Here is an 18,219-nt window from a genome sequence, read left to right as displayed (position 1 = left end):
TTACGGCTGCGACTGCGGTTGCACCGCGGCCGGATCGATCGGCTGATAGGGTTGCAGAACGGTGTCGCGCTGCTCGCCCAGGACCCAGGCGAAGCCCGAATACATCACCACCAGGCAGACCAACGTGAACAGCACCACCATCCACGCCGGCACGATGCGCACCAGGTTGCGGCGCTGGTCGTTGAGGCCTTCCCAGTGCGGCGACAACTCGCGCGGCACGTCGCCACGCAACTGACGGATCTGCCGGTACAGGGCGTCGCGGATGCCTTCAAGCTCAAGCATGCCACGGGCCTGCACGCGGTACTTGCCCTCGAAACCAAGGGACAGGCACAGGTACATCAGCTCGAGCATCGGCAGGTGTTTGACCGGGTTCTTCGACAGGCGATCGAGCAGCTGGAAGAACTTCTCGCCACCGAAGGTCTCGTTGTGGAAGCTGCTGAGCAGGCTCATCTGCGACCACTCGCTTTCGTTGCCCCACGGCGTAGTCACCACAGCTTCGTCGACCACGGTGCAGAGCACGTAACGCGCGGCCATCACCTGGCTGCTTTCGGCGCCGTTGTGCAACGCGCGCACTTCAAACAGCTTGAGCCCGGCGGTCAGGCGCTCGTTGAGCGCGTAGAGGTCTTCGCGGGTTTCGCTGTGCTTGAGGCGCACCACTTCCGAGAGCAGTTCGGACGACGCCGCCACCAGCGAATTGAGGCTGATGTTGAAGGCCTCCGCCGGGCGCAGGCGCGCGGCGTAGATCATCCGTTCTTCCAGTTGCTCGAAGCGCGGCGGCGCGGCGAAGTCGGTCAGCGGACTGGCTGCCGGTCCGTGGCCCTGACGATCGAGCAGGACGGTTTTGTCGTCCTGGTTGTAATCCGTTTCCTTGATCATGGCGGTCAGTTCCTGATGGCCCAGAATTTCAGTTCAAGCTCGGCGAATTCGCCGGACACGTGGAACGCGAAGCCGCCGGAGCGCTCGAGTTGCGCCAGGTCTTCGGAACTGAGTTCGAGGATGAAGTAGGTTTTGTTCGAGTGGAACGCGATCTGCCGCGGGGCCACCGGCAACGGTTTGACCTTGATCCCCGGCAAGTGCAGGTTGACCAGTTGGCGGATACGCTCCACCGGGCCGACCTTGAGGTGCGCCGGCAAGCGGTGGCGCAGTTCTTCGGAGTCGCAGTTGGCACTTGCCGCCAACACGAACGACGCCGAGCCGAGCAGTTTGTGGTCGTGCAACGGCGACACGATGATGCCGTACTGACGCGCTTGCAGGATCAGTTCGATAGCGTGCTGTTCGAGCACCATCGACAGCACCTGACGAATCGCTTCCATCAGTTTGCGGAAGCTTGCACCCTGATCGGCGTGGGAATAGCGGCTGTCCAGACGCGGGCGCTTGCTGTCGCTGGAGAAGGTCGCCAGATCGCCAAGCATGGTCAGCAGCGTGCGGTACAACTCTTCCGGGTGTACCTGCTCCAGACCGAGGTAGTGGCGCAGCAGCAGTTCGGTACGGTTGATCAGTTGCAGCATCATGAAGTCACCGACTTCCGCGCCGCCGACCTTGCCGTTGGAGCGGATCCGCTCGGCAATCGTGTCGCCCCGGTGGTTGAGCATGCTGATGACTTCTTTCAGGCACGACAGCAGATAGCTGGACGCGTGGGCCTGGATGTAGGTCGGCACGAAATCCGGGTCGAGGCTGATCACGCCGTCCGGCGTGGTGTCGAGCACGTCGCAGATCTTCAACTTCACGTAGGCCTGATCGCTCTGCTGCTCGCCGAGCAACAGTTTGAAATCCGGGCGACCACAGCTGACCTGACTGGCGGAATCGTCGCCGGCGTTGGAGTCGGCCACTTCGGCGTCGTACGCGGTGTAACGCGCGAGCACGTCGGACTGCTCCGGACGGCGCGCCTCGATGTGGTTACCGGTGACCAACGGCAGCGCCAGGTAAATCGGCGTGTTGCCAGTGTTCGGCGGTACGTCCAGCGCCAGCGGCTCGGTGTTGCCGCCGAGTTCGAACAGGCTGCCGTCCGGCAGGATCCCCGACGCGGCACTGATCACCAGTTTGCCCATGTTGAGGAACTGCAGGTCGATCTCCAGATTGAGGAAACCCCAGGTGTAGCCACCCAGCAACTGGGTGCGGGTTTTCATCTGGTGATCGTAGTAGCGATCGTTGTGCTGGAAGTGCTGCGGCCGCAGCAACATGCCTTCCTGCCAAATGACTTTATGGGTATTCATGTTCAGTCATCCGCCTTGGCGAGCGCTTCATGGGTGTTGCGGATACCGGCCTGATCGAGGGTCAGATCGGCCTCGGTCAGCTCCAGCGGGGTGACCTGAACGGTGTAGCGCCACTTGGTTTCCGGCAGATCGCGGTAGGCGGCGAGAACGCCGACGTAGCGGCTGCCCTCCTCCACGCTGAGTTTCATTTCCACGGTTTCACCCGGGCGCAGTTCGAGTTCTTCGCTGGCCACCAGATCCGGGTTGAGGGATTCCTTGGCGCGCTCGTAGAGGCTGAAGAAATCAGCGTTCTCGAAAGTCACCGGGTGCTTGAGTTCGAACAGGCGCACGACGATCGGCGAAGGACGGCCGTTGAGGTCCGGGTTGAGCTGATCGCTGCCGGTCAGCTTCAGATTGATCTTGGTCACTTTCGAGTACGGCGACAGCGACGAGCAACCGGCGAGCAGCACCAGCACGGTGAGCGCAGTCAGCGTCTTGAAAAAAGCGGTCGAGCGGCGAGACATGCGCATCATCCTTGGTGGTCGGTGTGGAGGGTGGAGATCAGGCGGATCTGTTCTTCGTAGGCCTGGGCGAAGTCGCGGGCCAGCAGACGCTCGCTCCAGTCATCGTCCTGACGCAGGGCCTGGTGGTAGCGGCCGAACGCTCTCCAGCGTCCGCCCGAGGTGGCGATCAACGGCTTGTTGTCGCGCTCGAAACGCAGGGTCAACTGCTCTGGCGAGAAGTGCTCCAGCGTGCCGCGCACGGCGGCGCGGCTGGCGGTGAGCAGCGCGACCTGATGCGCTTGCAGATCGCGGAATGCACGGGAGATCGCCTGCTCGGCCGGCAGGTGCCCTGGCTTGTGCGGCTGCAACAGAATCTCCAGCGCTTCGCTCGGATCGACGGCGAATTTCAGCGGGTTCTTGTTTGTGCCTTGCACGGTGGTCTGGGCCAGACGCAGTTCGTTTTTCAACTCCGAACGGGTGCGCAGGCTCTGCTGCAAACCGCCAATGCTCTGCCGTAGCAGACGCGCGGCGTTCAGCGCCAGGGCTTCGCGGGCGTCGTGATCGAGGCCTTTGACATCCACGCCCAGCGCTGCGCCGAAATGCTCCCAGAAACCCTCGCTCTGCCGCTCGACGACCTTCGGGGCCGGAGCAGGCTCGGGCTCAACCGGGGCGATCAGCTCGGGCACCATCAGGCTTTCCATGTCGATGCGCGCGTAGTCGGCGCGCTGACGGGAGTCCTCGGGCTTGGCGGTCGGGGCCAACAGTTCGTCGATTTCCGAATAGACGCGCTCTTGCTGTTCGATCGCGTTCAACGGATCGAGGTCGAGGAAGGCGTCGTCCGGAATGATGCTGCCGGCGGCACGCGGACGGCCGACTTCACCGTCGAAGGTCGCCGGGTCACGCACCAGCCGCGCACGAATCTCGAAGTCACCGAGCACGTAGGTGCTGCCGTGCTCGATGCGCACCGGTTCGCCCTTGTGCAGGCGTGCGCCGCTGCCGCCGTCCTGGACGCCGTTGCTGCTGGTGTCGGTGAGGAAAAACGTGCCTTCGCGGTAGCTGACAATCGCGTGGTGATTGGACAGATGCCGCTTGCGGTCAGGAATGATCCAGTCGCAGTCCTCGCCCCGCCCGATCACGCCGCCGGCCTGTTTGAAGGTCTTCTGGCACAACTCGGTGGGCACGAACTGCTTGGTGTTCAGCATTTCGAAAACCAGTTCCATGTTTGATGCTCCTTGCGGTCACTTGCCGCGATTGACCGCTTGCGGATCACCCAACGGGCGATAGTCGTTGTCGTTGAATTTGTAATTGCCGCTACAGCCGCCAAGGCCGCATAGAACGACGAGGGTCAGCAGGACAGCGTGCCAGTGACGAACAGACATCAGAGGGTCTCCAGGGGTAGACAAAGCACAAAGCGCCGACCCTTGCGGGCGGCGCTGAAATTAATTCTTTGAGTGGTCTCGAAGGCTCTACATCGGGGCCTTGAGCCAGACCACCGAGGCGTACGCACCTCCTGTGGCAAGTGAGCAATTTGTGGCGAGGGGACTTGTCCCCGATCGGCTGCGAAGCAGCCCCAAAACCTGATTACCGGTTCTTTCAGGAGAACCGCGTTTGCTGGATTACGACTGCTTCGCAGCCGATCGGGGATGAATCCCCTCGCCACAGAGAAGCCCCTCAAGACAGGAGTTGGGCACACTGCAAGAGACAGGTTCAGATCAACCATCGAAATCACCCAGGTTGATATTCAGGCGCCCGAGGCGGTACAGCAGGGTGCGGCGCGGCAGGCCCAGTTCGCGGGCGGCGAGGGTCTGGTTGCCGTCGTTCTTGCGCAGGCAATCGAGCAACAGCGTGCGTTCGACTTTCTCCAGGCGTTCACGCAGATTCAGGCCGCTGTGGTCTTCGGGCATCGGCTCCATGCGCAGGGAGAAATGCTCGGCCAGCAATTCGCCGCCCTCGCACAACAGCACCGCGCGTTCGACCAGTGCCTTGAGTTCGCGCACGTTGCCGGGGAAGGTGTAACCGGACAGGTGTTCCAGCGCCGCGCTCGACCAGCGCACCGGATCACGCTGCAAATATGCGCAGGTCTTCTCGGCAAAGTGCTGAGCCAGTTCGAGGATGTCGCCTTCGCGCTGACGCAGGGCCGGCAGCTCGATCGGAAACTGCGCCAGTCGGTAATACAGGTCCTCGCGGAATTTGCCTTCGCTGACCAGCGTCGACAGATCGCGGTGGGTCGCGGCGATGATGCGCACATCGATCTTGTGCGTGTCGTTGGAACCCAGCGGACGAATCTCGCCCTCCTGCAAAACCCGCAGAATCTTCGCTTGCAGCGACAGCGGCATGTCGCCGATCTCGTCGAGCAACAGCGTGCCACCGTTGGCCGCATCGAACAGCCCCGCGCGGTCACGGTCAGCGCCGGTGAAGGCGCCTTTGCGATAGCCGAACAGCTCGCTTTCCAGCAGGTTTTCCGGGACTGCTGCGCAGTTCTGCACGATGAACGCCTGAGAGCGACGCGGGCCGCAATCGTGAATCGCCCGGGCCACGACTTCCTTGCCGGTGCCGGTCTCGCCGCGCAGCAGCACGGTGTACGGGCTGTGCAGGACTTTGCTGATCAACGAGTGGGTCTGGCGCATGGCGGCGCTTTTGCCGATCAGGCCATAGCCGTTGATGCTCGGCACACTGCGCGCCACCGTGGACGACTCTGCCGGCGGCTGGCGCAGACGCTGCAGCAAATGCAATTGACCGAGGACGAACGAGCCGAGCTGGCCGAGCGAATCGGCAAAGCCTTGCAGGTCGACGTGACGACGACTGGCGCACAGCAGCAGGCCTTCAACCGCCTTCTGCTGATTGACCAGCGGCACGCACAGCAGCGATTGCCAAGCACCAGCGGTGGCCGGCAGGAAACTGGTTTCGTGCAGGCTGGCGCCGAGATCGTCCAGGCACACCACGCGGTTCTGGCACAGGGCGAACTGCAGCAGCTGCTCACCGTTGTAGTCCGCCGGCAGGCTGGTGGCGGCGCGCGGTTGCAGCGCGCCGTCGAGGCATTCGGCGTTCATCCCCAGGCAAGTGTGGGTGGCGTCGAGCAGATACAGCTGCGTCAGTTCGCAACCGCTCAGTTCGGCCAGTCCACGCACGAAGTCACCCAGCAGCGCAGCACCGTCCGCCGCGCGCGACAGGCTGGCAAACTGCGCCAGCAAGGCTTCGGCATAGACCAGTGGCTGCGGCACTTGAGTGAACATCACACCCACCTCAGGCGAACTCGCACGTCACGCTGGCGTTGCCGTCGAGCGTGGCATGCACACGTTTGAGGCTTTCACCGGTGGCCATCGCATCGAGCAAGCGGTCGGCCACCAGCGGCAGCACGTGCTGATCGAGCAAATGGTCGATCAGGCGCGCGCCGCTTTCGCTTTGCGTGCAGCGCTCGGACAGGTGATCGACGAGGTTCTGGCACCAACTGAAATCCAGCTGACGACGGTTCAGGCGCTCGCCGAGACGACCGAGTTTGATCTCGATCAGCTCGCGCAGCACCGGGCCACCGACCGGGTAGTACGGCACCACTTTCATCCGCGCCAGCAGCGCCGGTTTGAAGTGTTTGCTCAGCACTGGGCGAATGGTCTCTTCGAGCAACTCGGCGGTCGGGCGGGCGCCGTCTTCGCAGAGGTCGCTGATCTTGTCGCTGCCGAGGTTCGAGGTCATCAGGATCAAGGTGTTGCGGAAGTCGATCTCGCGACCTTCGCCGTCGTTGGCCACGCCCTTGTCGAAAATTTGATAGAACAGGTTGAGCACGTCGGGATCAGCCTTTTCGACTTCATCGAGCAGCACCACCGAGTACGGCTTCTGGCGCACCGCTTCTGTGAGCATGCCGCCCTCGCCGTAACCGACGTAGCCCGGTGGCGCACCGATCAGACGCGAGACGGTGTGCTTCTCCTGGAATTCGGACATGTTGATGGTGGTGATGAAACGGTCGCCGCCGTACAGCAGGTCAGCCAGGGCCAGCGCGGTTTCGGTCTTGCCGACGCCGCTCGGGCCGACCAGCAGGAACACGCCGACCGGTGCGTCAGGCTTGTTCAGGCCGGCGGCAGTGGCGCGCATCGAGCGATCCAGTGCGTGCACGGCTTGTTCCTGACCACGGATGCGCGTGCGCAGGTCGGTGGCGAAACTGGCGACCTTGGCGTTGTGCTCGCGGGCCAGTTGCGCCAGCGGCACACCGGTCCAGGCGCTGATCACTTCGGCCACCAGACGCGGGCAGACTTCGAAGCTGACCAGACGCTCTTTGACTTGAGCAGCGGTCAGGGCGCTGTGGGTCTGGTGCAGTTCGGCTTCCAGCGCTTCAACGCTCTGGCCTTCCTCGACCTCGGCGGCGATGGTTTCGATCACCGTGCCTTCGGCGTCTTCTTCAACGCTGACGGTCGGCTCGACAGCGGCAGCTTCGCGTGCCTTGGCCAGTTGCTGGCGCAGTTCCAGCAGACGCTCGGCCAGTTGTTTCTGCTCGGTCCACAGACTTTCCAGCGCGACCATTTCGCTTTCGGCTTCGTCCAGTCGCGCTTCCAGTGCATCCAGCGCTTCGTGGTCGATCAGCAGACCGGCCTCGGCATCGCGACGCAAGGCCTGACGCTGACGACCGCCTTCGGCCAGTTCGCCACGCAGGCGTTCGAGGCTTTCCGGGGCAGCGGCGAGGCTGATGCGCACACGGGCACATGCGGTGTCGAGGACGTCGACGGCTTTGTCCGGCAGCTGGCGACCGGCCAGATAGCGCGCGGACAATTCCGCCGCCGAGACCACCGCGTCATCCCGCAGGTAGATGCCGTGGCTCTTCTCGTAGACCTGCGCCAGCCCACGGAGGATGGTCACCGCTTCGCTGACGGTCGGTTCGTGCAACTGCACCGGTTGGAAACGACGGGCCAGCGCCGGATCCTTCTCGAAGTATTTCTTGTACTCGGCCCAAGTGGTGGCGGCGATGGTGCGCAGCTCACCACGGGCCAGCGCCGGTTTCAGCAGGTTGGCCGCGTCGGAACCGCCGGCGTTGCCACCAGCGCCGATCAGGGTGTGGGCTTCGTCGATGAACAGGATGATCGGTTTCGGCGAGGCTTTGACCTCGTCGATCACGCCTTTAAGACGACGCTCGAATTCACCTTTGACGCTGGCGCCGGCCTGCAGCAGGCCCATGTCCAGCGACAGCAGCTCGACGCCCTTGAGCACCTGCGGCACTTCACCGGCAGCGATGCGCGAGGCCAGGCCTTCGACGATGGCGGTCTTACCGACACCGGCCTCACCCACGACGATCGGGTTGTTCTTGCGCCGACGGGCGAGGATGTCGACCATCTGCCGGATCGCGCCATCGCGGCACAGCACCGGGTCGAGTTTGCCGTCGCGGGCCTGTTGGGTCAGGTTGTGGGTGAAGCGCTGCAACAGCGATTCGCCCTGCGCCGCTGGCTTGCCGTTGGCCGCCGGTTGCTCCTGTTGCGACAGGGCAAATTCCTTCAGGCGATCGATGTTCAACTTGGCGAGCAGCGGCTGATAACGGCTGCCGGCGTAGCGCATCGGGTTGCGCAGCAGCGCGAGGATCAGCGCAGCGTCTTCGACCTGGGTCTGGCCCAGTTCGAGGTTCGCCACCAGCAGTGCGTCTTGCAGCCATTGCACCAGTTCCGGGGCGAACACCGGGTTGCGCGAGGCGCTGTGTTCAACGCGAGATTGCAGTGCGGCGCTCAGTTCACCGGCATCGACGTCGGCATCCTGCAACGCACGCGAGAGCAAGCCGTTCGGGCGCTCCAGCAGGCCCAGCAGCAGGTCTTCGACGAGGATCTTGCTGCCGCCACGGGCCACGCAACGTTCGGCCGAACGTTCCAGGTCACGACGGGTTTCGGCGTCCAGCGCCTGGATGAGTTGTTGCAGGTCTACGTTGATCATGGCTCACGTCCTTAATGAATTTTGCTGCCCAGGGTGACCACGCCGTCTGCTTTTTCGCAGCCCAGCCAACTGGTCCACCCCAGGCGACAGTCGTTCTTCTCACCAATGCGCAGTTCGCGGATTTCTTCCGGGCGCAGCACCAGGCGAATGTCGTAATCGAGCGGGTCACGCAGGGTGAACCGCACCAGCGCGCACAGCGGCTGGTAACCGAAACCGATCGGCAGGAATTCGTGGAATCGCTCCCAGTCGAGTTCGGTGATGTGAATGCGGAATTTGCCGCTGCGGTCGCGCACCTGCTCGCCCAGCACCAGGTCTTCACCGAGCAGGCTGTTGGCGCGACCGAGGCGGTTGCGCTGCTCGTCGAGGATCTCCACGCGGCGCTCGATGCACTGCTCGATGACCAGGTCTTCGTGCTTGAAGTAATAACGCAGCACGGCTTCGATCAGCGCCGCGGAGTGCGCGCGCAAGCTGAGCAAACCGAGATACGGCAGCAGGCGTTTCCAGTTCAGCTCCTTGGCCTTGCGGATCTCGTCGCCGCCCAGACCGATCAGCGCGAACAGCTGCGACGAAAACGGGTCGATCGCGCCGCTCTGGAAGCTGGCGCGATAGCGGTACTTGCGCCAGATCGGCAGCATCAGTCGTTGCAGGCGATGGTGGAACAGGTCGAGGAAGTTGCGCGTCGGGTTGCCGTCCTCGCTGTCGCCCAGAGCCTGTTCGCCGTAGAACGCCGGCAGCGGCGAACCGGAGCCGACCAGCCCGATCAGGTTGAAACGCATGCGCGCGCGCATCTGCCCGTGCTCTTCGAAAAACTCTACGCGATCGACGTCGCTGCGCGGAAAGCCCAGGCTCGGGTTGGCCTGGAACTCCACCTGATCGTACAGATCGTCTTCGCTCAGGTACGGGTGCGCCTCGCGCAGCCGGTCGATCACCAGCAGCACGGCCTGAAACAGCGAGTACTCGCGTATTACCTTGGTCAGCCCGCTTAAAGCAGGGGCTGCAGGCCCATACGTGGTGTCCATTGGTACACCTCTCCCTGTGTGCTTTTTACCCGCAGCTCGTGGTACGAATTGAGACTGGCGTAAAGCGCGAAAAACTCGTTAAGAACCGAAGCGAAAACGAACAGGTCGCCTTCGCCGATATACCCTTCCGGGTCGATGGTCAGTTCGGTGCGCAGACCACGTACCGGCAAGCCACGGTGCAGCCGGTCGACGTGGTGATGCTTGATGTGCTTGAGGCCGCCGAGCAGGCGTTTGCTGACCTTCTCCGCGTGCTGGTCGTAGTAGCGTGGCAGGTCGTAGGTTTCGAGAATCACCTTCAACGCGTTGACGTCGGCCAGCGACAGATAGTTGAGCGACATGTTGCTGATCAGCTTCCACAGGAAGTCACGGTTCAGCGGCGGCGCAAAGCTCGAAGTGGCCGGGGTGATGTTGCGGAAACTCAGGAACTCCGGCGTCTCTTCGCAGGCCATGCAGATGTCGCCGAGCTTGAGCTTGCGCGGCAGGTTCTGGTTGGTGCAGATCAGCTCGATCGACAGGGTTTCGTGAGCTTCGGTGTGGCGGATGCCGAAACTCAGGTAGGTGTCGAGACCGTCATGCAGCAACGACGAACGCTGGCGGATGCTGTAATGCGGACGGCTGTTGGGCACATCGAAACTCGGGTCGTGCTCGAAGGATTCGAACGGCACGTACTCCTGATAACCGAGGCCGCCGGGCTTCCAGCCGGTGACGGTTTCCACCGAAAACACGCCGCAGTTTTCCAGATCGTATTCCGCTGGCAGCAGCAGGTATTCATCCTGTTTGCCGTCGAGGCGGATCGGCAGCGCGTCGTGGGCGAACAGGTTGGCAATCGGCGTGCAGAACAGCTTCACGTTATCCAGGGTCGGCCGCATGCGCATGATCCCGCTCTTGCGGATATCGAAACGCAACTCCAGACCGCGCATCTGCTTGAGCGTGTCTTCCGGCAGCGCCTTGAGGATGTCCAGACCGTTGACATCGACGAACAGGAACTTGTCCTGGAAGGCGAAGTATTCCTGCAGGTAGCGATAGCCACGGAAGGTGTTCAGCGGATATGGGATCAACGCCTCTTCTTCGGCAAAGCCCACTGGCTTGACCCGGTCACCGGGAATCTTGAACGCCATCGGCTTGCCGGACACGCCATCGATCGGCTTGCCGGCACCGTCCAGCGGGATCAGCTCAATGCCTTCCAGGTTGCGCAGCAGGCTCAGATACAGCATCTGGCTGATGTAGCGCTCGCCGGCAAAGTGCAGGCGCAGTTTGCTCAGCTCCAGCTCACCGAGGTGGCCGTCGGCGCTCATTTCCAGACGCAGGCTGAGCAGCGAACCGTCGCCCTTCACCGAGTAGTTCAGCGCGGCCAGATCCAGCGGCAGCACTTCAGTCGGGTAACAGGTGCGGAAGCGGCAACGCACGTCTTCGATCGGTTTGCTTTCGATCGGCGTATCGCGCTCGACCACCAGCGCCGGGCCAGAACGTTTCAACGGATCGAACTGCAGAATGCTGAACGCCGGAAGCGGACGCATGTAGTTCGGCCACAGCAGTTGCATCAGCGAATGGCTGAGCTCCGGCAGCTCATCATCGAGCTTCTGCCGCAGACGCCCGGTGAGGAACGCAAAACCTTCCAGCAACCGCTCCACATCCGGATCCCGCCCGGCCTGCCCCAGGAACGGCGCCAGCGCCGGACTACGCTCGGCGAAACGGCGGCCCAACTGGCGCAGTGCGGTGAGTTCGCTTTGGTAGTAGTGGTTAAAGGACACGGGTTACCTGCCTGGTAGTGGAACTCATGGAATAACTGTCCTGCGGATTACGCTGGATGTCCGACCTGGTCATTGGATTGCACCTGCAGGCTGACTTGGCTGAATGCGACCTGCGATGTTTCGCAAAGCCCAACGCAACTCGATGACTTGAGTGGTGAGGATCGCCAGCAACGTGACGCAGCCTTGAGCTACGCCGTAAAACAGGGCTCTTAACGGGTTGTCGGGTAGCATCCAGAGCAGGATGAAGCCCACCATCAGAAAAAGGATGGCCAGCTTGGCGACCAGACCTGGAATTAGCGCAACGATCAGGTTGACGCCCAGAAAAATGTAAAACAGTGCGTAACTCGCAATGCCGATGGCGACACCATGGGAGGTAAATCCGCCGTTAAAAAGCCTGTAAGCATGCACAACCGCGTCATTCAAAAATGCATAAGCCACGCATCCGAGGGCGTGGATTAATAGGCATAGGGCGAGACGAACGTAGCTACTCATGTAAGCCTCAAATTCCCATACCACGAACCAAAGCCATGGATAGCAACAATGGCTACCAGAACCGAAAACGTCATCACACGGTGCAGGCGCGAATTCCGAGCAGCGGGAAAAATTGCTGCCGCGAGTAAAAAAAAGCTCAACAGGGCCAGCCAGCCGAACAGGTCGCTGTCGGCAACAAAGGCGAGGTAGCCTTGAATTTCACCTGCTTCAGATATTTTCATCAGCTTCCAACGTATACCCAAGAATGCCTTTTAATATTTGCTCATAGCTATTTCGCTTTAGCTTTTTCAGAACTTAGGACTTTGCGTTGCTGAAGATAAATAACACCTTCTCCTGAAAAGGCAATTACACTGTTAGATGTGAGTGGCTCGCTATTCTCGTCTCCAAACTTGAGCCATCCTTCATCCCACAACTCACCACTTTCATGCCTGACTTGAACGAAATAATATGGAGGTTCTGACTTAGTCACTTCAATGTATTGACCTCCATCAGCACCACCTCTCCAATGAGCATTTGGATATTCGCTGAGTACATGCGGCTTATCTTCTGAAAAATCCATAAAAAACATTACCCCGAATGCTATCAACAGAGACAGTGCACCAACGGTCATCAGAAAACGCTTCAACCAGATCAATCTTTTATCTCCAACGTATCGCTGCTGAATGTGTAATCCAGATCTGGCTTTGTTTCTTGGAAATCCTCCATATAATCTTTTGGTATCACTGCAAAATAGGATCTTTTAGGCGCACCGAGATCCAGACTATCAACTAAATCAGCCACAAACGTCATACAGTTGTGGCTTCTTATGCTGTACGGTTCTCTATTCATGTTGTCATTGTCTTTTTCTTTATTTTTAAGCCATGCTTCGGCCTGAGAAAAAGCGGCCCCCCTGAGTACAACCCCAGACACATTGCTCGACTGACCATAAGCTGAAGACATACTTCTCAACGTTTTTTTGAGTGATGACTCAGTAATCGCTCCGCCTTTGATCGTCACATTAGGAACAGGGCGTAACCTCACAATTCCCGGTGGACCTGCTCCTTCATAACGCCCGTACTCTCCGTACTTCGTCAGCCCCGTTTTACCGTTGACAATTAGTACACCTGCGTGGCCTAAGTCAGAGAACTTATGACTAATACCCAAAGCCTCCACATGAATTTTGTAGTCCGGAAACACAACAGGAATCACAAAATCATGATCACTTACCAAGTAAATTTGTACTGGGGTCTTATCCTTAGCAGGAGTGGTCGCTACAGTTGCGAGTTTTACGGCTTGAGGCATTTCACTCTCCCCTAACCAACCAATTTGGTATAGCCGAAATTTGTATATTTTGGACTTGAGCTTTTGAGCCCAGCGACTTGGATAGTCCGGTCTCGTCTGTTACGCCTCGAATTTCCGAACCATCCTCAAGCGTAGCGGTGTATGCAATATTTTTAAGTGGGGCTCCCGATACTGGGTCCATTAACTGAACACGTACATCAAAGCCAAATATATTCAACGGAATTGGTGGCACAAACGGCGCCGGCGAGTGCGAATTACCGATAATCACCGTCCCGGAACCTGCCGTGACCTTGTTGCCGTGAGCACCAACCGAACCTACGGTCGCAGCGGGTTTGCCATTGATCAAAACCGTGGTCGCCAGATCGCCAACCAACGCACCACCACACGCCGAGGCATCGCCTTGGCGGGCGGCCGCGAGGCCGTCGAAGAACACGTCGCCGGAACCGGCGGCGATCGGGTTGGTACCGTGGCCAGGAAGTGGGCAAGCGGTGGGGTCGGATACGCGTGCTGCGGGTTTGCCAGACATCGGGAATCTCCTTAGGTGACCTTCACTTGACCGCTGCCATCCAGGCGCGCGGAAAAACTGACCTGACGCTTGAAACCCTCGACTTCCAGCAGGCCTTCGATGCTGAAGGCAAGCCGTAGCTGGTCGTGGTCACGCGGCAGGGAAATGACACGCACGTTGCTCAGGCGCGGCTCGTAGGCTTCGATGAAGTTTTCGATGGCCAGACGGGCCTGACTCAGGGAGTCGTGCAGGCTCAGACGCATGTCATTGAGATCGGGCAACCCGTAGTCGGCCAGCGTTTGCACGCTGCCGGCCCGGGTGCTGAGCATTTTGGCCAGATGGGCAGCCACTGACGCCATGGCACAAGCCTCAAGGCTGTTGCCCTTGCGTAGTTGCGCGTCGCCGTTGAGGCGCTCGAACAGGCTGCCGTATCCGTCCATGAGTCGCTCTTACTCTTTGTCCAGCTTGCCAACCAGCGACAGGGTGAAATCGGCGCCCATGTACTTGAAGTGCGGACGCACGTTCAAGCTCACGCGGTACCAGCCCGGCTCGCCTTCAACGTCGCTGACGATCACTTGCGCAGCACGCAGCGGACGACGGCCACGCACTTCGGCGCTCGGGTTTTCCTGGTCAGCCACGTACTGGCGGATCCACTTGTTCAGTTCCAGCTCGAGGTCGGTACGCTCTTTCCACGAGCCGAGTTGCTCGCGCTGCAGTACTTTCAGGTAGTGAGCCAGGCGGTTGACGATCATCATGTACGGCAGTTGGGTGCCGAGCTTGTAGTTCAGCTCTGCCGCCTTGCCTTCTGCGCTGATGCCGAAGAACTTCGGCTTCTGCACCGAGCTGGCGGAGAAGAACGCCGCGTTGTCGGAGCCTTTGCGCATGGTCAGGGAGATGAAGCCTTCCTCGGCCAGTTCGTATTCACGACGGTCGGAAACCAGAACCTCGGTCGGGATCTTGGTTTCGATTTCGCCCATGCTTTCGAAGTGGTGCAGCGGCAGATCTTCAACCGCGCCACCGCTCTGTGGGCCGATGATGTTCGGGCACCAGCGGAATTTGGCGAAGCTGTCGGTCAGCTTGGTGCCGAACGCGAACGCGGTGTTGCCCCACAGGTAGTGCTCGTGGCTGTTGGCAACGGTTTCCTTGTACACGAACGATTTCACCGGGTTTTCTTCCGGATCGTACGGGTTACGCAGCAGGAAACGCGGCACGGTCAGGCCGACGTAGCGGGAGTCTTCCGAAGTACGGAAGCTCTGCCATTTGGCGAATTGCGGGCCTTCGAAGTGGTCTTTCAGATCTTTCAGATCCGGCAGGCCGGTGAAGCTTTCCAGACCGAAGAATTTCGGGCCGGCGGCGGCGATGAATGGCGCGTGGGACATGCAGGATACGCTGGCCACGTATTGCATCAGTTTCACGTCCGGCGAGCTTGGGGACATGAAGTAGTTGGCGATGATCGCGCCCACCGGCTGACCACCGAACTGGCCGTATTCAGCGGTGTAGATGTGCTTGTACAGGCCCGACTGCATGACTTCCGGCGAGTCTTCGAAATCGTCCAGCAGGTCTTCTTTGGAGACGTTGAGGATTTCGATCTTGATGTTTTCGCGGAAGTTGGTGCGGTCGACCAGCAACTGCAGGCCACGCCACGACGATTCCAGAGCCTGGAAGTCCGGGTGGTGCAGGATCTCGTCCATCTGACGGCTGAGCTTGGCATCGATCTCGGCGATCATGCGGTCAACCATGGCCTTCTTGACCGGCTCACCGTTGTTCTGCGGCTTGAGCAGTTCTTCGATGAACGCCGACACGCCACGCTTGGCGATGTCATAGGCTTCGTCGTCCGGAGTCAGACGGGTTTCGGCGATGATGCTGTCGAGAATGCTGTACTCGCCGCTTTCGGCGCTCTTCTCTTGTGCTGCGCTAGTGCTCATTGTGTTGGCTTCCTTGGCTGGAGTCTCAGGCGTCCGGGGCTGCGGCGTTCAGGCCCAGCTCACCGAGTACGCGACCGCGGGATTCGTCGTCGGCGAGCACGCCTTCGATCGCTTTACGGAACGCAGGTGCGTTACCCAGCGGGCCTTTGAGGGCCACCAGCGCATCGCGCAGTTCCATCAGTTTTTTCAGCTCAGGCACTTGCTCGACCAGGCTGGCCGGGTTGAAGTCCTTCATCGAATTGACGCGCAGTTGCACAGCCAGCTCGTCGGCCTCGCCATCTTCCTGCAGACGGTTCGGCACGCTCAGCGTCAGACCCAGCTCTTGCTTGGCCAACACTTCGTCGAAGGTCATCTTGTCGATGCTGATCGGCTTGCGATCTTCGATTTTGCGATCGTCCTTGCGGTGGGTGTAGTCACCGATTGCCAGCAGCTTCAGCGGCAGTTCAATCTCTTCCTGAGCACCGCCGGTGGCGGGTTTGAAGGTGACGTTGATGCGTTCCTTGGGGGCTACCGAGCCTTCTTTGGCCATGGCTTTTCTCCTTGCGGTTGTGGCCCTGGGGCCTATTCGAGTACCACTTCGAGGTCGAGGTGGCACAGCCTGCGATAAATCTCTTCCTTGCGTTCACGTACGGCATGGTTCTGCGGCAACAACTCGCAGCAGCTATGCAGTAAATGCAGCACTTCCAATGCAAGATCGGGCTCCCAGGCGTGCAGGCCTGAGTCCTGTAATGTCTGATCGAGGGTTTCTAGCTGGTTCTTGGCCAGTTCGTACTTCTTGGCCATGAAGCACAGCCGGGCAAGGGCGAACTGCCAGAAGAACCGCTCGCGTCCACCGTGAGCCGATTGCAGCCCTTGCTTGAGCGTCTGCACGGCAGGCTTCAGGCCTTCCTTGCGCAGCATCGGCAGCACGTCCTGAAGGGCCTTTTCCCAGGCGGGCTGGGTTTCGACGTCGTCGGTTTCGACCTTGCGCGGCGCACTGGCGCTCTGCAGGTGCGGCATGACATTGCCGGCGATCCACGCCCGGGTGGACGGATCGGCAAACGGCGCGCCGTCATGGAAACGACATTCGATGATGCCGGGCAGGCGTTGAACCAAAAGCGCGAAGTGGATTTCCACTTCGCGCATTGCCATCTCGGCGTTGAGGTTCTGGAGACATTCCCAGACCATCCTCTGGCCATCGAACCAGAACGGCGCCTTCGCCAGGCTCGCCTCCAGTTCCACCAGCAGGTCGGCGTATTTGCCCTGATCGAAGCGATCCTGATACTGCTTGAGTTTGTCCACCGGCAGGCCGCGCAGCACGGTGATCTGCTCGGCGTTGCGCTCGGGCACCGCGTCGATCGGCAGCCAGAGCAAAGTGCGATTCAGACGCAAGGCGCGCAGGTCAGTGGCCTTCTGCTTGAGCCACCAGGCACACAACGGACGCGCGCTTTCCTGCTGGGCGCGCAGGGCCTTGTAAGCGTCTTTTTCGTTATCGATCGGTGCGCCGGGGGTCAGCAACTGGTTCGCGGCCTGCTTGACCTGCGCCACCGCCGCACCCACCACACCGGGGGCCGGCTGATTGTCGGCGGCACGCTGGATCATGGTTTTCAAGCGACGCGAGAGCGGCAGCAGCAGCGGTGCGTCATCGCCCAAGTGCTCGGTGCATGCGGCATCGAGGCCGGCCAGATGCTCGGACAGTTGCCGGAACATCGGCAGCTGTTCCTTGATCGCGATGTTTTCAGTGAGCACCTGCTCCAGGCGCGGCACCAGCCAGCCGATGGCAGCGGCACGGGTGCGCGGTTTGAGCGGGTGAACGTCGGCCCAGTGGTTTTCCGACAGATGGTGCAGCAGACCGAGGCCGGCCAGCAGCCCGGGGAAGGATTCACGCTGGTACAACGACCAGGTCAGCCAGGCGCCGACGCGTAAATCCTTGGATTGGGTACGCAGCAGATTTTCGCTGTTTTCACGGATTTTCAGCCAGTCGATCTGCCCGCTTTCGTGCATCGACGAGGCTTTGGCCAGCTCGCTTTCCAGCGCCTCGAATTCGCTCGAAAAACGAACGTCTTCGCCCGCGAAATTCTCTTTGGAAACAGAGACTTTTGCGAGTTCGAGGTAATGGGCGGAAAGTTTGCTTGAGTAGGACATCCATGGCCTTTAATTAGGATTACAGTCATGCGCCTATTGGAGTTGCCGCGGCGCGGGACAGTATCGAAGAGCAGTGAAGCGACTCATCCAATTGAGATGTGCTCTTTCAAGTGGGCGCATCGTAATCACTATGATGGCCACTAGCAAGCATCTGGTTAAACAACAAGACGAAGTGTTCATTGGACCGTGTAGGAGATCGCCCTATATGTGGCAGGGGAATCCCTGATGGCGATTTATATTGTGAACATTTGCCCTGCGCCCTCAGAACCCTTGATCCAGAGCGGCCCGATCCCGCCTGCGCGAATCGCGTCGAACATCCGTCCTATTACACGGGGGCCAGCATGACAACTCTCGAAAAAAATAGAAGTAGGATTTTTCCGAGAACCCGCTGGAATTACAAACAATTCAGCGGGGACAACGCTCAACAAAAAAAGTGCCATCAATTTGATGGCAATTCATTTTTCTGAAACTATATTCATCTCGTGAATGCTGTACTTCAGTGCCAACTCAATAATTATCGAAGTGC

The 18,219-nt window shown here is 60.1% G+C and carries 18 protein-coding genes; all 18 read right to left on the bottom strand.

What is annotated here, in order from left to right; translation table 11 throughout:
• On the bottom strand, positions 1-876 hold the full coding sequence (gene icmH, locus ACM6I7_RS13075; RefSeq protein WP_095668000.1) for a type IVB secretion system protein IcmH/DotU: 876 nt from the start codon (positions 874-876) through the stop codon (positions 1-3).
• A 5-nt stretch (positions 877-881) separates the two neighbouring features.
• Positions 882-2,213 (bottom strand): type VI secretion system baseplate subunit TssK, encoded by a 1,332-nt coding sequence (gene tssK, locus ACM6I7_RS13070; RefSeq protein ID WP_007962327.1) that lies wholly within the window; start codon positions 2,211-2,213, stop codon positions 882-884.
• A 2-nt stretch (positions 2,214-2,215) separates the two neighbouring features.
• Complete coding sequence (gene tssJ, locus ACM6I7_RS13065; RefSeq protein ID WP_007962325.1) at positions 2,216-2,716, bottom strand: type VI secretion system lipoprotein TssJ; 501 nt, start codon at positions 2,714-2,716, stop codon at positions 2,216-2,218.
• A gap of 5 nt (positions 2,717-2,721) precedes the next feature.
• Positions 2,722-3,915, bottom strand: a complete 1,194-nt coding sequence (gene tagH, locus ACM6I7_RS13060; protein ID WP_096795407.1) for a type VI secretion system-associated FHA domain protein TagH — start codon at positions 3,913-3,915, stop codon at positions 2,722-2,724.
• Between the two features lie 18 nt (positions 3,916-3,933).
• Positions 3,934-4,074, bottom strand: coding sequence for a hypothetical protein (locus ACM6I7_RS13055; RefSeq protein ID WP_003229566.1), 141 nt, complete (start codon positions 4,072-4,074; stop codon positions 3,934-3,936).
• A gap of 333 nt (positions 4,075-4,407) precedes the next feature.
• The gene (locus ACM6I7_RS13050) at positions 4,408-5,928 is read right to left on the bottom strand and encodes a sigma-54 interaction domain-containing protein (protein ID WP_115988608.1); all 1,521 of its coding nucleotides are present in this window, start codon (positions 5,926-5,928) and stop codon (positions 4,408-4,410) included.
• A gap of 10 nt (positions 5,929-5,938) precedes the next feature.
• Positions 5,939-8,596, bottom strand: coding sequence for a type VI secretion system ATPase TssH (gene tssH / locus ACM6I7_RS13045; RefSeq protein ID WP_095137721.1), 2,658 nt, complete (start codon positions 8,594-8,596; stop codon positions 5,939-5,941).
• Positions 8,597-8,607: 11 nt separating this feature from the next.
• Positions 8,608-9,615, bottom strand: coding sequence for a type VI secretion system baseplate subunit TssG (tssG, locus tag ACM6I7_RS13040; protein WP_003229570.1), 1,008 nt, complete (start codon positions 9,613-9,615; stop codon positions 8,608-8,610).
• A complete protein-coding gene (gene tssF / locus ACM6I7_RS13035) occupies positions 9,579-11,366 on the bottom strand; it encodes a type VI secretion system baseplate subunit TssF (protein ID WP_115988606.1) in 1,788 nt (595 codons plus the stop codon). Before tssF ends, tssG begins: the two co-directional genes overlap by 37 nt.
• Positions 11,367-11,435: 69 nt before the next feature.
• Positions 11,436-11,858 carry a hypothetical protein gene (locus ACM6I7_RS13030; protein ID WP_027610383.1) on the bottom strand — a complete coding sequence of 141 codons (423 nt, stop codon included), beginning with the start codon at positions 11,856-11,858 and terminating at the stop codon, positions 11,436-11,438.
• Entirely contained in the window at positions 11,855-12,079 is a 225-nt protein-coding gene (locus ACM6I7_RS13025; RefSeq protein WP_047597110.1) for a hypothetical protein, read from the bottom strand. Before ACM6I7_RS13025 ends, ACM6I7_RS13030 begins: the two co-directional genes overlap by 4 nt.
• A 47-nt stretch (positions 12,080-12,126) precedes the next feature.
• Complete coding sequence (locus ACM6I7_RS13020) at positions 12,127-12,483, bottom strand: hypothetical protein (protein WP_256214096.1); 357 nt, start codon at positions 12,481-12,483, stop codon at positions 12,127-12,129.
• A 5-nt stretch (positions 12,484-12,488) separates the two neighbouring features.
• Positions 12,489-13,139: a hypothetical protein gene (locus tag ACM6I7_RS13015; protein WP_027610381.1), complete on the bottom strand. Its 651-nt coding sequence runs from the start codon at positions 13,137-13,139 to the stop codon at positions 12,489-12,491.
• Between the two features lies 1 nt (position 13,140).
• Positions 13,141-13,665, bottom strand: coding sequence for a PAAR domain-containing protein (locus ACM6I7_RS13010; RefSeq protein ID WP_027610380.1), 525 nt, complete (start codon positions 13,663-13,665; stop codon positions 13,141-13,143).
• An 11-nt stretch (positions 13,666-13,676) separates the two neighbouring features.
• Positions 13,677-14,084, bottom strand: coding sequence for a type VI secretion system baseplate subunit TssE (gene tssE / locus ACM6I7_RS13005; protein WP_007920274.1), 408 nt, complete (start codon positions 14,082-14,084; stop codon positions 13,677-13,679).
• Between the two features lie 9 nt (positions 14,085-14,093).
• Complete coding sequence (tssC, locus tag ACM6I7_RS13000) at positions 14,094-15,569, bottom strand: type VI secretion system contractile sheath large subunit (RefSeq protein ID WP_003229584.1); 1,476 nt, start codon at positions 15,567-15,569, stop codon at positions 14,094-14,096.
• A gap of 25 nt (positions 15,570-15,594) precedes the next feature.
• Entirely contained in the window at positions 15,595-16,098 is a 504-nt protein-coding gene (tssB, locus tag ACM6I7_RS12995) for a type VI secretion system contractile sheath small subunit (RefSeq protein WP_003229587.1), read from the bottom strand.
• Between the two features lie 32 nt (positions 16,099-16,130).
• Positions 16,131-17,693 (bottom strand): type VI secretion system protein TssA, encoded by a 1,563-nt coding sequence (gene tssA, locus ACM6I7_RS12990; RefSeq protein WP_414888701.1) that lies wholly within the window; start codon positions 17,691-17,693, stop codon positions 16,131-16,133.
• Positions 17,694-18,219 lie beyond the last annotated feature (526 nt).

Source organism: Pseudomonas sp. IT-93MI4, from assembly GCF_949767635.1.
Taxonomy (GTDB): Bacteria; Pseudomonadota; Gammaproteobacteria; order Pseudomonadales; family Pseudomonadaceae; genus Aquipseudomonas; species Aquipseudomonas putida_A.
Note: the sequence above shows the minus strand (reverse complement) of the source record. Positions and strands in the feature narration are given on the sequence as shown.